This is a genomic window from Kitasatospora sp. cg17-2, assembly GCF_054031055.1.
On sequence record NZ_CM132923.1, the window covers coordinates 7,763,193 to 7,777,369 of the forward strand.

Here is a 14,177-nt window from a genome sequence, read left to right on the forward strand (position 1 = left end):
TCAGTCCCAGCCATCACGGCAGGCGACTGATTCACCGGAACCGGAACGAAGGAGTCCCGAGAATGCGGCGACCGAACTGGGTACCGGAGGGCACGGACCTGGACAAACCGAACGCCGCCCGGGTCTACGACTACTACCTCGGGGGCTCGCACAACTTCGAGGTGGACCGGGAGATGGCCCGCAAGGCGATCGCCCTCTGGCCGGAACTCCCGCAGATCATGCGCTCCAACCGGGCCTTCCTCCGCCGCGCCGTCCAGTTCACCGCCGAACGCGGCATCAGCCGCTTCCTGGACATCGGCTCCGGCATCCCCACCTTCGGCGCCGTGCACGAGATCGCCCGCGCCATCCGGCCGGAGTCCCAGGTCGTCTACATCGACCGCGACCCGGTCGCCGTCGCCCACAGCCGGCTGCTGCTGGAGGACGACCCGGGCAGCCTCGTCGTCCAGGCCGACGTCCGGGACGTCGACGACCTGATGTCCCGCCCCGAGGTGACCGCGCTGCTCGCGCCCGGCGAGCCGGTGGCCGTCCTGCTGGTCGCCGTCATGCACTTCGTCCAGGACGCGGACGACCCGTGGAAGCTGATCGCGGTCATCCGCGACGCCCTCCCGCCGGGCAGCGCCCTGGTGCTCTCGCACGCCTCCCTGGAGGGCCGCCCCGACCAGGCCGAGGACCACCAGCGGCTCTACCGGATGACGCCCACCCCGCTCACGATGCGCACCGTCGAGCAGATCACCGGGATGTTCGCCGGCTTCGACATCGTCGAGCCCGGCGTCGTCTACCTGCCGCAGTGGCACCCGGACCAGCCGGAGACCGTCGGCGAGCACCCCGAGCGGATGACCGGGGTGGCCGGGGTGGGGTTCCGCCCGTGACCCGAGCACCGGAACCGAGCAGCGGCGCCGAACGGTTCCACGAGGACTGGGCGCGGCTGCTCTCCGGTGACCACGGCACGGCGGTGCACCCCGGCCTGCTCGACCGGCTGGTGTCCGGGACCGCCGGCCTGCTCCGCCGCGCCCAGCTGGACGAGCCCTTCGAGCCGCACTTGGCCGCCGAGGCCGGCGCACAGCTCGTCGAGGCCCAGTTCACCGACCCGATCGTGCTGGCCCGCGCGGTGGAGCTGCTCCAGCGGCAGCCGTCCGCCGACGGCCGGGGCCCGGCGCTGTGCGGCGCGTTCGCGGCCGGCTGGGCGGCCGCCCTGCGCGAGCGCACCCTGCGCGAGCAGGAGGCCATCCGCACCGCCGCCGACATCGCCCGCAAGGAGGCCGAGAAGGCGCTCCGGGCGTCCGAGGCGCGCTTCCGGGCGCTGTTCGAGAGCGCCGCGATCGGCATCGGCATCGGCGACACCGACGGCAACATCCTGGCCGTCAACAAGGCCCTCCAGGAGCTGTTCGGGGCCGGCCCGGAGGACATGATCGGCCGCCGGGTCGGCGACCTCGTCCACCCCGAGGACGCCGACGGCGTCTGGGACGTCTACGAGGAACTGGTCAGCGGCAAGCGCGAGTACTTCCAGTTCGACAAGCCGTACTACCGGCAGGACGGCGAGGTGGTCTGGACCCACCTGACGGTCTCGCTGATCCGCGACGACGACGGCACCCCGCAGTACCAGGTCGCGATGCTGGAGGACGTCACCGACCGCTACCGGCTCCAGGAGCGGCTGCGCCACCAGGCCACCCACGACCCGCTCACCGGGCTGCCCAACCGGGCCGCGTTCTTCGAGCGGCTGGAGAAGCTCTTCGAGGACCCGGACCCGGGTGCCCGGTTCGGGCTCTGCTACGTCGACCTCGACGGCTTCAAGGTGGTCAACGACAGCCTCGGCCACGACACCGGCGACCAGCTGCTGTCCGCCGTCGCGGCCCGGCTGAAGGCCGCGCTCAACCCGCTCGGCCACCTGGTGGCCCGGCTCGGCGGGGACGAGTTCGTCGTCCTGCTGGAGAACAGCCGCGGCGAGCAGGAGGCCGTCGCCGCCGCGAAGACCGTGCTCAAGGCGCTGGCCGGGCCGGTGCTGATCGGTGACCACAAGCTCGCCGTCGGCGCCAGCGTCGGCGTGCTGGAGCGCCGGGTCTCCACCACCACCCCCGGCGCCGCCGTCCGGGCCGCGGACCTGACGCTCTACCGGGCCAAGGAGGCCGGCCGGGGCCGCTGGACGCTCTTCGACCCCAAGGAGAACGCCCGCGCGGTCTCCCGCTACGCGGTGTCGGTGCGGATGCCCGCCGCGCTGGACCGGGGCGAGTTCTTCATCGACTACCAGCCGCTGTACGCGCTGGCCGACGGCCGGCTCGCCGCCGTCGAGGCGCTGGTGCGCTGGCGCCACCCGCAGCTCGGGGTGCTCGGCCCGGACGAGTTCGTGACCACCGCCGAGGAGACCGGGCTGATCATGCCGCTCGGCCGCTGGGTGCTGGAGCAGGCCTGCGGTCAGGCCGCCGACTGGATCCGGCGGTTCGGCGACGCCGCGCCGCAGCTCAACGTCAACCTGGCGGTCCGCCAGGCCCGCAGCGCCGCCCTGGTCGGCGACCTCAACCGGATCCTCGACAGCACCGGCCTGGACCCGGCCCGGCTCCAGCTGGAGATCACCGAGTCCACCGTGGTCGGTCCGGAGGACGAGGCGCTGCGCACCCTGCACGGCCTGGTCGAGCAGGGCGTCTCGCTCGCCGTCGACGACTTCGGCACCGGCTGGTCCAACCTCGCCTACCTGCGCGACCTGCCGGTCTCGGGGCTGAAGATCGCCGGGTCCTTCGTCGGCGACCTGCACGACCCGGCCAAGGACGAGGAGACCGGCTGGCGGATCGTCAGCGGTCTGGTGTCGATGGCGCACGCCCTCGGGCTGACCGTCACCGCCGAGGGCGTGGAGACCCGCCGGGACGCCGAGCGACTGCGCGTCATCGGCTGCGACTGGGCGCAGGGCTGGCACTTCGGGCGGCCGGTGCGGCCGTCCGAGATCGCCCGGCGGATCGCCGAGGAGCCGCAGGGCCGCCCGGTCGCGGTCCGGGGGCGTGCGGTAACGCACGGAGATTAGTACAAAAAACGGACAAATCACCCTTGACGCGATGAGGCGACCGAGCGCACGATGAGGTCCTGGCAGTCCCCGCACCGCTGGTGCGGGATCCCCGCCAGTACGACGGACCGGCGCCTTCCCGGCGCCCGGGACCAGCGGTGCGCACCCCATTCGGCCGCCCGGTTCCCGGCGGTCGCCCGACGTCCCACGGCCCGTCGACCAGCCCCCTCGGGGCTTTCTCCGGGGTCCGAGCCCTGCGTATCCGTCTCGCACCGGGCCCGCCCCGTTCCACCGGGCCGCGCCGTGCCTCCGCGCCGGACGCCGCCCGTCACAGCCAGGGGCCGCGCCGCTCCCGCCGTCCAACGGTCCGTCCGGTGCCCCGCCCACCACCTCTTCGCCGAGAGGCCGGCTTTCGATGAGCACCACCGCGCCCCCGAGCGCCCGACCCGACAGCCACGACGGCCGGACCAGCCACGACGGTCCCGGCAGCCACGACGGCCACGACGGCCACGACGGCCGCGACGGCCACCCGTTGCGACGGGCCACCGACCGCGACACCGGGCCCGACCCCGCCCACCCCCGGCCGATGCGCCGGGCCGGGGACGTCGTCGTCACCCGTCGGTCCGTCAGCCTGGTCGTCCCCGCCCGCAACGAGGCCCGCAACATCCCCTGGGTCTTCGAGCAGATCCCGCGCTGCGTCGACGAGGTCATCCTGGTCGACGGCTCCTCCAGCGACGCGACCGTCCCGATGGCCAGGCACTGCCTGCCCACCGTGCGCAGCGTCGCCCAGCGGGGACCCGGCAAGGGCAACGCCCTGCGCACCGGCTTCGCCGCCGCCACCGGCGAGTACATCGTCATGATCGACGCCGACGGCTCGATGTGGCCGGGCGAGATCCCGCACTTCCTGCACTTCCTCGACCACGGCTACGACTTCGTCAAAGGCTCGCGCTGCATCGGCGGCGGCGGCTCACTGGACCTCACCAGGGTCCGCTCGCTGGGCAACCGCGCCCTGCTCACCGTCGCCAACCGCCTGTACGACGCGCGCCTCACCGACCTGTGCTACGGCTACTGCGCCTTCCGCCGCTCCTTCCTGGACGCGCTCGACCTGCGGTCCACCGGCTTCGAGATCGAGGCCGAGATGATCGCCCACGCGCTGCGCTCGGGACTGCGGATCGCCGAGGTGCCGAGCCTGGAACTCCCCCGCCGCAGCGGTCGCTCCCACCTGCACGCCGTCGCCGACGGCCGCCGGGTGCTGAGGACCCTGATCACCGAGCGTCCCGGCGCCCGGTCCTCGGCGACCGCTCCCGCGGAGGAGCAACGATGAAGGGCTCCGACCGGCGCACCGATGCAGCCTGCCCGCGTCCCGCCGTCCGCGACTCGCTCTACACCCCCGTCCGGGTCGTCGACCTGGACCTGGACGAGCCGAGCGGGCTGCGCTCGCCCGGCGGTTCCGGGGCCGACGACCCGGTCGGTCGCGTGTTGGCGTTGGTCCGGCTGCACGGGCACCCGCTCGGCCTGGTCACGGCCACCGGAACAGCCGGCGGCACCGCCGCGCTGCGCCGGGCGCTGGTCGACGCCGCCCACCGGGAACTCCGCGTTCCCGCCCTGTCCACCGCGACACCCGCGGCGCGCCCGAGTCGGGTCGCGCGCGCCCGGGTGCCCGCGGGCCCGGTCACGGTCAGCGTGATCGTCTGCACCCGGGACCGGGAGGCCCTGCTGCCCGCCTGCCTGGACTCCGTCCTGGCCGCCCGACGCCCCGGCGTCGAGGTGATCGTGGTGGACAACGCCCCGGCCACCAGCGCCACCGAGGACCTCGTCCGCTCGCGCTACGGCGACCGGGTCCGCTACGTGCGGGAGCCCCTGCCGGGCCTCTCCCGGGCGCGCAACCGGGGCCTGTCGGTCGCCGCGGGCGAGATCTGCGCCTTCACCGACGACGACACCGTGGCCGACAGCGGCTGGGTGGACGCCCTGGCGGACACCTTCGCCTCCGACGACCGGATCGGCTGCGTCACCGGACTGGTGCTGCCCGCCGAACTCGACACCGAGGCGCAGTTCGTCGTGGAGCAGTACAGCGGGCCCAACCGGGGCTTCGCCACCCGCAGCTGGTCGCTGCGCGACGGTCTGGCGGACCCGCTGGACCGGTTCTCCACCGGCCGGTTCGGGATGGGCGCCAACATGGCGTTCCGCACCGACGTGCTGCGGGCGATGGGCGGCTTCGACCCGGCGACCGGCACCGGCACCCCCTCCCGGGGCGGCGAGGACCTGCTCGCCTTCCTCCAGGTGCTGACCGCCGGGCACACCGTCAGCTACCAGCCGGACGCGCTGATCTGGCACCGCCACCGGCGGACCATGGAGGAACTCGCCCACCAGGTCGACGGCTTCGGGGTCGGCTTCACCGCGTACCTGACCGCCGCGGTCACCCACCAGCCGCGCCTGCTGGCCGGGATCGTCCGGCTGCTGCCCTACGGCCTGTGGCGCTGGCACCGCACCCACCGGCCCGAGGCGCGGCCCCGCGACGGGGTGGCCGACGAGGTGCTGCGGGAGCTGCGGCGGACGGAGCGCCGCGGCCTGGCCCGCGGCCCGTTCTGCTACCTGCGCACCGTCCGGCAGCAACGCCGCACCAGGACCGGAGGCCGATCCTCATGAGCACCCCGAGCAACCCCGCCGCCCCGACGGCCGCCGCTGCCCCCACCGCCCGCACTGCCCCGACGGCCGCCGCTGCCCCGACCGCCCGCACTGCCCCGACCGCCGCCGCTGCCGCCCCCGGCTCCGGGTCCGCGCGATCCGTCCTGCCGTCCGTCCCCGTCGCGGTCGCCGAACTCGACCTGGAGCACCCCGAGGTGCTGCGCCGCCCCGGCCGCGGCGCCGTGTTCACCCCGGAGGGCCGGGTGCTGGCCCTGGTCCGTCAGCACGGCCGCCCGCTCGGCCTGGTCACCGGGGAACCGGCGGCCGACGGCGAGCCCGGCACGGCGACCGGCCCCTACCGGGAGCTGGTCGACGCGGCCGCCCACGACCTCGACCCGGACCACCGCCCCGGACCGCCGGCCCCCGCTCCGGCCGACGGCCCGCCGCTGACCGTCGTCGTCTGCACCCACGACCGGACCGACCTGCTGCCGCGCTCCCTGGACGCCCTCCTGGCCGGCACCTACCGGCCCACCGAGGTGGTCGTGGTCGACAACGCCCCCTCCGACCGGGCCACCGAGACCCTCTGCCGGGAGCGCTACCCCGACCGGGTCCGCTACCTGCACGAGCCGGTCCCCGGCCTCGCCCGGGCCCGCAACCGGGGCCTCGCGGTCGCCCGGGGCGAGATCTGCGCCTTCGCCGACGACGACCTGCTGATCGACCCGGACTGGGCCGCCGCGCTGGTCGACGGCTTCCGCACCGACCCGAGGGCCGGCTGCGTCACCGGCCTGGTGCTGCCCGCCGAACTCGACACCCGCGCCCAGCTCGCGCTGGAGCACTACTGCGGCTACGCCAAGGGCTTCGCCGCCCGCAGCTGGTCGCTGCTCGACCCGTCCGAGGACCCGCTCTTCCCCTTCGCCACCGGGCGGCTGGGAACCGGCGCCAACATGGCGTTCCGCACCGACCTGCTGCGGGCGATCGGCGGCTTCGACCCGGCGACCAGCACCGGCACCCCCGCCCGAGGCGGCGAGGACCTGCTCGCCTTCCTCCAGGTCCTGATCGCCGGGCACACCGTCGTCTACCGGCCCGACGCGCTGGTCTGGCACCCGCACCGCCGGTCGATGGAGGCGCTGAGCACCCAGGTCTTCGGCTTCGGCGTCGGCTTCGGCGCCTACCTGACCGCCGCCGTCCGCCACCGCCCGGAACTGCTGGCCGCCCTGCTCGCCCGGGTGCCGCGCGGCGTCCGGCAGACCCTGCGCCGGGGCACCCCCGCCGGAGGCCGCCGCGACCCGCTGATGGCGCACCTCGGCCGGCTCGAACTGCTCGGGCTGCTCTACGGGCCGCTCTGCTACCTGCGCAGCGTCCGGTGCCAGCGCCGGGCCGACACCGCGCCGAGGCCGTGATGGCCTCCCTCCTCGACCACCCCCGCCCCCGGCCGCGCCGACGCCGCCGGCCGATGGCCGCGACCTGCCCGTGCCCGGTCGCCATGCCCTGCGACTGCAGCTTCCGCGCCCTGCTGCGGGCCCGGCTCCGGTCCGTCCGCGCGGCCCTCCCCGGCGGCCTCCCGGCCCGTGCCCGCACCGACCGCCGGCCGGCGGACGGAGGGACGGCGGAGGGAGCGGCGGACGGCCGGCCGCGCTCCGACGCGCTGATGCGCAACGGGCACGTCCTGGCCGCGAGCTCGATCGTCGCGGCCGGGCTCGGCGGGTTCTTCTGGCTGCTCGCCACCCGCTACTACGCGGTCGAGACGGTCGGCCGCAGCTACGCCGCGCTGTCGGCCGCGATGTTCCTCTCCACCCTCGGCAGCCTCAACCTGGGGGACGCCCTGGTCCGCTTCGTGCCCGCCGCCGGGCGGCACACCCGGAGCCTGGTGCTGCGGTGCTACGTGATCAGCATCGGCTTCAGCGCCGCGGTCGCGGTCGGATTCCTGCTCCTGATCCCGGTGGTCGCCCCCGACCTGGCCTTCCTGCGCGGACCGGTGCTCGCCGTCGCGTTCGTCGCCGCCACCGCCGGCTACTCGGTCTTCGTCCTCCAGGACGGCGCGCTCACCGGCACCCGCCGGACCGGCTGGGTGCTCGGCGAGAACGCCGTCTTCGCCGTCACCAAGACCGTGCTGCTCGCCGCCTGCGCCGTGCTGGCCGTCAGCAGCGGGATCATGCTCGCCTGGGCGGCCGCGATGCTGATCTCGATCGGGCTGGCCAACCTCGTCCTGTTCCGCCGGGCGGTGCCCTCCCACGAGGCGGCCGGGCCCGCCGACGCCGAACCCCCGCAGCGGGTGCTGCGCTGGGCCGGCGCGGACTACCTCGGCAACCTCTTCAGCTTCGCGAGCTACAGCGTCGTCCCGCTGATGGTGCTGGCCCAGCTCGGACCGGAGGGCAGCGCCTACTACTCGCTGGCGTTCGTCATCGCCGAGACCCTGTTCGTGGCGACGTTCAGCATGGGCCACTCGCTGGTGGTCGAGGGCGCCCGCGATCCGCACCGGCTCGCCGAGTACGCCCGCCGGATGCTGCGGCACACCGGGCTGCTGCTGGCCGGGGCCGTGCTGGTGATCGTGGCCGGCGCGCCCCTGATCCTCGGCGTCTTCGGCCCCGCCTACGCCGAGCACGGGACGACGGTGCTGCGCCTGATGGCGCTGTGCGCCCTGCCGGTCGCGGTGATCAACGTGGTCATCCAGATGGCCCGGGTCCGCCGGGCGCTGCCCTGGATGATCGGGGTCAGGGTCGCCTCCAGCGCGATGGTCATCACGCTGGTCGCCGTCCTGCTGCCCCGCTACGGACTGACCGGCGTCGGCCTCGCCTGGCTGATCGCCGAGTACGTGCTGGCGGCGGGCCTGCTGCTGGTGCTGCGCGGCTGGCTGCGCGCGACGGATCGGACGGACACGGGCCCGACCGGCACGGACCCGACCGACACGGTCCGGTCCGGCACGGACCCGACCGACACGGTCCGGTCCGGCACGGACCCGACGGACAAGGAACTGGCGGACGGAGGCGAACCGGCATGACCCCGGACCGGATCCACCCGCGGCGGGGGACCCGCGCCCCCGACCGCCCCGCGCCCGACCCCGACGCACCGGACCTCACGGTGGTGATCTGCGCCTACACCCTCGAGCGCTGGGACGACCTGAGCGCCGCCGTCGCGTCGGTCCACGCCCAGCGCCGCCCGCCGGAGGAACTGCTGCTGGTCGTCGACCACTGCCCCGAACTCCTCCGCCTCGCCCGGGAGCACCTGACCGGCCTGCGGATCCTCGCCAACCGGCAGCGGCGCGGCCTGTCCGGCGCCCGCAACACCGCCCTGGCCGAGGCCCGGGGCACCCTGGTCGCCTTCCTCGACGACGACGCCGCCGCCGACCCCGACTGGACCGAGCACCTGCTCGCGGGCTACCGCGACCCGGCCGTGCTCGGCGTCGGCGGCCTCGTCCGGCCGTGGTGGCGGACCGGCCGCCCCGACTGGTTCCCGCCCGAGTTCGACTGGGTGGTCGGCTGCTCCTACCGGGGACTGCCGCTCCGGCCGGCCCCGGTCCGCAACTTCATCGGCGCCAACATGTCCTTCCGGCGGGCCGAGGCGCTGGCCGCCGGCGGCTTCCGGACCGACCTCGGCCGGGTCGGGCGCCGCCCGCTCGGCTGCGAGGAGACCGACCTCTGCATCCGGCTGACCGCCCGGCACCCCGGCACCGTGCTGCGGTACGAGCCGGCCGCGGCCGTCCGCCACCGGGTGCCGGCGGCCCGCACCGCCTTCCGCTACTTCGCCGCCCGCTGCTGGGCGGAGGGATGCTCCAAGGCGGCCGTCGTCCGGTACGACGGCGCCGCCGCCGGCCTGGCCAGCGAGCGGGCCTACCTGCGGCACACCGTGCCCGCGGCGCTGCTGCGCAGCCTGCGGCGGCGCCGTCCCGCCACGGCGGCCGCGCTCTGCGCGGGCGTCGCCCTGACCGCCGGCGGCTACCTCACCGGGGCGGTCCGCGCCCGGGCCGCCCGGGCCGCCCGGGCCGCCCGGATCGCCCGGGACCCGCGGTCCGCGCCCCGCCGCCCCGGCGCCGTCGGCACCACGTCCGGTCCCGCCGCCGCGCCCGACCTCCCCGGGGGCACCACGTGAACGCCGTCCCGGTCTTCCTCTACCACGCGGTGTCCGACGACCCGCCGTCCTGGCTCGCGCCGTACACCGTCACACCCGCCGGGTTCCGCTCCCAGCTGGACCGCATCAGGGACAGCGGCCTGCGGGTGGTGCCGCTGCGCCGGCTGGTCACCGCCCTGCGCGGCGGACCGGCGCTGCCGCCCGGAGTGGCCGTCCTGACCTTCGACGACGGCTACGCCGACTTCTACTGGACGGTCGCCCCGATCCTCTCCGACCAGGGGCTGCCCGCCACCCTGTACGTCACCACCGGCGCCCTCCACCCGCCCGGCGGCCGGGGCAGCGGCAGCCTGCTCCCCCCGGCGCCGATGCTGAACTGGCGCCAGCTCGGCAACCTCGACGCGCTCGGCGTCGAGATCGGGGCCCACTCCCGGACCCACATCCCGATGGATACGGTCCACGGGCGCCGGCTCACCGACGAGGTCGTCGGCTGCAAGCACCTGCTGGAGGACGTCCTCGGCCACGAGGTCGCCTCCTTCGCCTACCCGCACGGCTACTCGGGCGCGGAGGTCCGCCGCAAGGTCGCCCAGGCCGGCTACACCTCCGCCGCCGCGGTCGGGAACGCCTTCAGCTCCCCGGCCGACGACCCGCTGCGGATCGCCCGGCTGATGGTGCGGGCCGACACCCCGCCCCAGGTCTTCGACGACTGGACCGGCCTCCGGGGCGCCCCGACCGCGCCCCATCGCGAGAGCGCCGCCACCAAGGCGTGGCGCGGCTACCGCCGGGTGCGCGCGGCCCTCGGCCGCCCCGTCGGCGGACCGCCGAAGAGCCCCGGTCAGGAGTGATCGCCGTGACCGACGCCCCGGAACGTGAAGACGTCCGACCCGACCCGCGGACACCGGCCCCCCGAACCCCCGTCCACCCCGACCCCGCCGCCGGCCCCGCCCGGCGGACGGCCGGACCGCGCGCGGCCCTCGCCGCGGCGGCCCCGACCCGCCCGTCCGGCTGGGTGGCCCTCTGCGCGCTGCCGGTCGCGACCGCCCTCTGGCTGGCCGCCCTGCCCGGCGTCCGGCTCTCCCGGATGGGCGACCTCGGCCTGCTGCAGGCCCTGCCCCCGCTCTGGTACGCGGTCCCCGTCCTGCTCACCGTCGGCTTCGTGGCCGTCCTGCGCGCCCCGGTGGTCCGCCACCGGTGGGCGGGCGCCTACGTGCTGGCCCTGATCCTGATGATCCACGCGACGCCGAGCCTGCTCTACCCGACCCTGCGCTACGCCTGGGCCTGGAAGCACGTCGCGATCATCGACACCATGCTGCGCCACGGCGGGGCGGTGCCCGGCGCGGGCAAGCTGGACGTCTACAACCAGTGGCCGGGCTTCTTCGAGTTCCACGCGCTGGTCCTGCGCGCCACCGGCCTGGACTCCGTGCTGGGGTACGCCTCCTGGTACCCCGTGATCACCAACGTCCTGCTGCTCGGCCCGCTGCTGCTGCTCTACCGGAGCTTCACCACCGACCGGCGGCTGATCTGGGGCGGGATCTGGCTCTACTACGCGACCGCCTGGGTGGGCCAGGACTACTTCTCCCCGCAGGCCCTCGCCTACCTGCTCCACCTGACCGTGATCGCCCTGGTGGTGAACCGGCTGGCGGCGCGGCGCCGGCTCGCCGGGGCGGCGGCCGCCGGACCCGCGGGCCCCGCGAGCGCCGCCGGCCCCGCGAATGCTGCCGGCCCTGCCGGACCTGCGGGCGCCGCCGGACCTGCGGGCGCCGCCGGCCCCGCGGGACCCGTCGGCGCCCGGGCCCTCGGGTCGGTCCTCGACGTGTCCTCGCGGGCCGGCTGGCGGGCGGCGCCGTTCGCCCTGCTGCTGGTGCTGATCGCCGCGATCGTCTCCTCCCACCAGCTCACCCCGGTCATGCTGGCCGCGAGCCTGCTCCTGCTGGCCCTGGGCCGCCGCAACCGCCGCACCGTCCTGCCGGTGCTGGCCGCCGTGGTCGGGCTGACCGTGCTCTGGGACGCCACCGTCGCCCGGCCGTTCGTGTCCGCGAACCTGAGCGGCCTGATCTCCGCCCTCGGCTCCCCGGACCACAACGCGGTGGCCGGCCTCGCCCGGCTCGGCGAGGCGCCCTTCGGCCAGATCCTCGCCTCCTGGGCCGACCGGGGCCTCACCGCCGCCGTCCTCCTGCTGGCCCTGGCGGGCGCCCTGCGCCACCGGTGGGTGCGCCGGGTCGGCCTGCTGCCGCTGCTGGCGGCGCCGGTCCTGGTCCTGCTGGCCAACGCCTACGACGGCGAAATGCTCTTCCGGGCCTACCTGTTCGCCCTCCCGGCCGCCGCCTTCCTCGCCGCCGCGCTGCTCTGGGGCCACCGGGCCGCCACCCGCGCGGAGGACGCCCTCCCGCCCGGCACCCCGCCCCGGCCGGTCGGCGGCCCCGGCGGCCCGCTGCGGACCGGCGTCTGCGCCGTGCTGCTGCTCGGCCTCCTCACCGGCACCCTCTTCGGGTACTACAGCAAGGAGGCGATGAACTACTTCACGCCGCAGGAGGTCGCGGCGGTGCGCTACGTCGCCGAGACCCCCGCGGGCTCCCGGATCATCTCGCTGACCGCCAACGAACCGGGCGGCGAACTGAACTACGACACCCACGACCGGCTGGTGCTCGGCGACGCCGCCGGCGAGGACCTGCGGCACCTGGCGGCGGACCCGGGCGACGCCCTGCGCGGCGCGCTGTCCGCCCCCAACCCGGCCGGCGGCCCCACCTACCTCGTTCTCACCCGGGGCCAGGTGCTCGACTGCGAGCTGACCGGCCTGCTGCCGGCCTCCGCCGTCCAAGGCCTGGCGGCCGCCGCGGCGGCCGAGCCCACGCTGCGGCGCGTCTACGCCAACCAGGACGCCGTCGTCTACCAGTACACCGATTCCGACGCCGGGGGCGGCGCGGTCGCCCCCGCCGGAGGGAGCACGCCATGACCCCCGCCCGACCGTGGACCCCCTACCGCCTCCTCCCGGCGCTGGGCGGCTGGTGCGCCCTCGCGGCCCAGCTGCTCCCGGTCGGCGTGCCGTTGCGGGCCGTCGTGGTGGGCGCCTTCCTGCTGGCCGGTCCGGGCGCGGCGGCCGTGGACCTGGCCCGCCCGCTCCCCGCGCCGGTACGGGGACCGGACCGGCTGAGCGCCGCCGGACTGGTGGTCGCGCTGAGCGTGGCGTTCGCGGTGCTGACCGCGGAGGCGCTGTTCTTCACCGGCTCCTTCGGCGCCGCCCGCGCGGTGCTGGTGCTCGCGGTGCTGACCACGGTCCTGACGCTGCTGCCGCGCCACCTCCCGCGCCGCCTCCCGCGCCGCCCCCTGCACCGCCCGCACCTTCCGCACCGGGACCGGAGCCAGGACCGGGACCGTCGGCCGGACGGGCGACCGCCGGTCCGGTGGCGGCTGCTCACGGTGGCCACCGTGCTCGCGCTGTCCGCCGCCTGCGGGGCCACCGGCAGCATCGGCAGTACCGGGAGCGGCGGCGGCAGCGTGTTCGACCCCTCGGCCCCGTCGGCGTCGGCCCCGGCCGCCGCCTCCCCCGGCACGCCCCTGCCGGTCGGGGCCGACCAGCCGCCGTCGACCGGCGGCCCGTGGCACTCGGTGTTCCGCGACGACTTCAACGGCTCCGGCCTCGACCACGGCTCCTGGGCGACCTGCTACGACTGGAACGACGGCGGCTGCACCAACGCCGGCAACCAGGAGGACCAGTGGTACCTCCCGGGCCAGGTCTCGGTGGCGGACGGCAAGCTCACCCTCACCGCCGAGCGCAAGGCCACCACCGGCAGCGACGGCAAGACCTACCCCTGGACCTCCGGCATGGTCTCCACCGGCCGCGACCAGTGGGACGGCACGCCCCGGAAGACCTTCACCTACGGCTACTTCGCCGCCGCGATCAAGACCACCGGCCAGGCGGCCGGCATGTTCCCGGCCTTCTGGCTGCTCCCCGCCGGCACCCGCGGCGGACTGCCCGAGCTGGACATCGCCGAGTTCATCAACACCGACCAGTACGCCGACCTCAACCTGCACGCCGAGGCCCCCGACGGCACCAACATCGACGCCCACTACTCCCACGGCCCGGCGGACTTCTCCAGCGGCTACCACGTCTTCGGGATCGACTGGGAACCCGACGCCGTCACCTGGTACGTCGACGGCGTGCAGGTCTTCCAGGTCACCGACCCGAGCGTGATCCCGACCGTGCCGATGGAAGTGATCCTCGACCTGGCCGTCGGGTACCACCAGTCGCCGCCGGCCGGCGTCGACCGGACCCAGGTGGACGTCGACTGGGTCGGCGTCTGGCAGCACTGAGCACGCCGGAGAGCGCCGCAGCACCGAGCATCGGAACTACTGCCGCACCGCGGCACCGAAGCACCGAAGCACCGCTGCACCGAAGCACCGCGGCACCGAAGCACCGCGGCACCGAAACACCGCTGCACCCAAGCACCGCGGTACCGAAGCACCGCTGCACCGCCGCACCGAAGCACCCCAGAGGAAGGCC

At 75.6% G+C, this 14,177-nt stretch carries 10 protein-coding genes; all 10 read left to right on the top strand.

Going from position 1 to position 14,177, the window contains the following annotated elements; all coding sequences use genetic code 11:
• The first annotated feature begins 62 nt into the window (after positions 1-62).
• The 10 genes from ACW14Y_RS32735 to ACW14Y_RS32780 all read left to right on the top strand — a co-directional run bounded on the left by ACW14Y_RS32735 (position 63) and on the right by ACW14Y_RS32780 (position 13,987).
• Positions 63-869, top strand: a complete 807-nt coding sequence (locus ACW14Y_RS32735) for an SAM-dependent methyltransferase (protein ID WP_380299360.1) — start codon at positions 63-65, stop codon at positions 867-869.
• A complete protein-coding gene (locus ACW14Y_RS32740; RefSeq protein ID WP_380299361.1) occupies positions 866-3,010 on the top strand; it encodes a putative bifunctional diguanylate cyclase/phosphodiesterase in 2,145 nt (714 codons plus the stop codon). Before ACW14Y_RS32735 ends, ACW14Y_RS32740 begins: the two co-directional genes overlap by 4 nt.
• 394 nt (positions 3,011-3,404) lie before the next feature.
• Complete coding sequence (locus ACW14Y_RS32745; protein ID WP_456984489.1) at positions 3,405-4,313, top strand: glycosyltransferase family 2 protein; 909 nt, start codon at positions 3,405-3,407, stop codon at positions 4,311-4,313.
• The gene (locus ACW14Y_RS32750; RefSeq protein ID WP_380386861.1) at positions 4,310-5,635 is read left to right on the top strand and encodes a glycosyltransferase; all 1,326 of its coding nucleotides are present in this window, start codon (positions 4,310-4,312) and stop codon (positions 5,633-5,635) included. The genes ACW14Y_RS32745 and ACW14Y_RS32750 overlap by 4 nt, the downstream gene beginning before the upstream one ends.
• Positions 5,632-7,014 (top strand): glycosyltransferase family 2 protein, encoded by a 1,383-nt coding sequence (locus ACW14Y_RS32755; RefSeq protein WP_456984491.1) that lies wholly within the window; start codon positions 5,632-5,634, stop codon positions 7,012-7,014. The genes ACW14Y_RS32750 and ACW14Y_RS32755 overlap by 4 nt, the downstream gene beginning before the upstream one ends.
• A complete protein-coding gene (locus ACW14Y_RS32760; RefSeq protein WP_456984493.1) occupies positions 7,014-8,612 on the top strand; it encodes a lipopolysaccharide biosynthesis protein in 1,599 nt (532 codons plus the stop codon). Before ACW14Y_RS32755 ends, ACW14Y_RS32760 begins: the two co-directional genes overlap by 1 nt.
• Positions 8,609-9,700 carry a glycosyltransferase family 2 protein gene (locus tag ACW14Y_RS32765; RefSeq protein WP_456984495.1) on the top strand — a complete coding sequence of 364 codons (1,092 nt, stop codon included), beginning with the start codon at positions 8,609-8,611 and terminating at the stop codon, positions 9,698-9,700. Before ACW14Y_RS32760 ends, ACW14Y_RS32765 begins: the two co-directional genes overlap by 4 nt.
• On the top strand, positions 9,697-10,521 hold the full coding sequence (locus ACW14Y_RS32770; protein ID WP_380299367.1) for a polysaccharide deacetylase family protein: 825 nt from the start codon (positions 9,697-9,699) through the stop codon (positions 10,519-10,521). Before ACW14Y_RS32765 ends, ACW14Y_RS32770 begins: the two co-directional genes overlap by 4 nt.
• 5 nt (positions 10,522-10,526) lie before the next feature.
• Positions 10,527-12,629, top strand: a complete 2,103-nt coding sequence (locus ACW14Y_RS32775; protein WP_456984497.1) for a glycosyltransferase — start codon at positions 10,527-10,529, stop codon at positions 12,627-12,629.
• The gene (locus tag ACW14Y_RS32780) at positions 12,626-13,987 is read left to right on the top strand and encodes a family 16 glycosylhydrolase (protein WP_456984498.1); all 1,362 of its coding nucleotides are present in this window, start codon (positions 12,626-12,628) and stop codon (positions 13,985-13,987) included. The genes ACW14Y_RS32775 and ACW14Y_RS32780 overlap by 4 nt, the downstream gene beginning before the upstream one ends.
• The last annotated feature ends 190 nt before the right edge of the window (positions 13,988-14,177 follow it).

Excerpts from the sequence above, each read along its gene's own strand:
- ACW14Y_RS32735 (WP_380299360.1), top strand. The coding sequence starts at position 63 with ATGCGGCGACCGAACTGGGTACCGGAGGGCACGGACCTGGACAAACCG.
- ACW14Y_RS32745 (WP_456984489.1), top strand. The coding sequence starts at position 3,405 with ATGAGCACCACCGCGCCCCCGAGCGCCCGACCCGACAGCCACGACGGC.
- ACW14Y_RS32750 (WP_380386861.1), top strand. The coding sequence starts at position 4,310 with ATGAAGGGCTCCGACCGGCGCACCGATGCAGCCTGCCCGCGTCCCGCC.
- ACW14Y_RS32755 (WP_456984491.1), top strand. The coding sequence starts at position 5,632 with ATGAGCACCCCGAGCAACCCCGCCGCCCCGACGGCCGCCGCTGCCCCC.
- ACW14Y_RS32760 (WP_456984493.1), top strand. The coding sequence starts at position 7,014 with ATGGCCTCCCTCCTCGACCACCCCCGCCCCCGGCCGCGCCGACGCCGC.
- ACW14Y_RS32765 (WP_456984495.1), top strand. The coding sequence starts at position 8,609 with ATGACCCCGGACCGGATCCACCCGCGGCGGGGGACCCGCGCCCCCGAC.
- ACW14Y_RS32780 (WP_456984498.1), top strand. The coding sequence starts at position 12,626 with ATGACCCCCGCCCGACCGTGGACCCCCTACCGCCTCCTCCCGGCGCTG.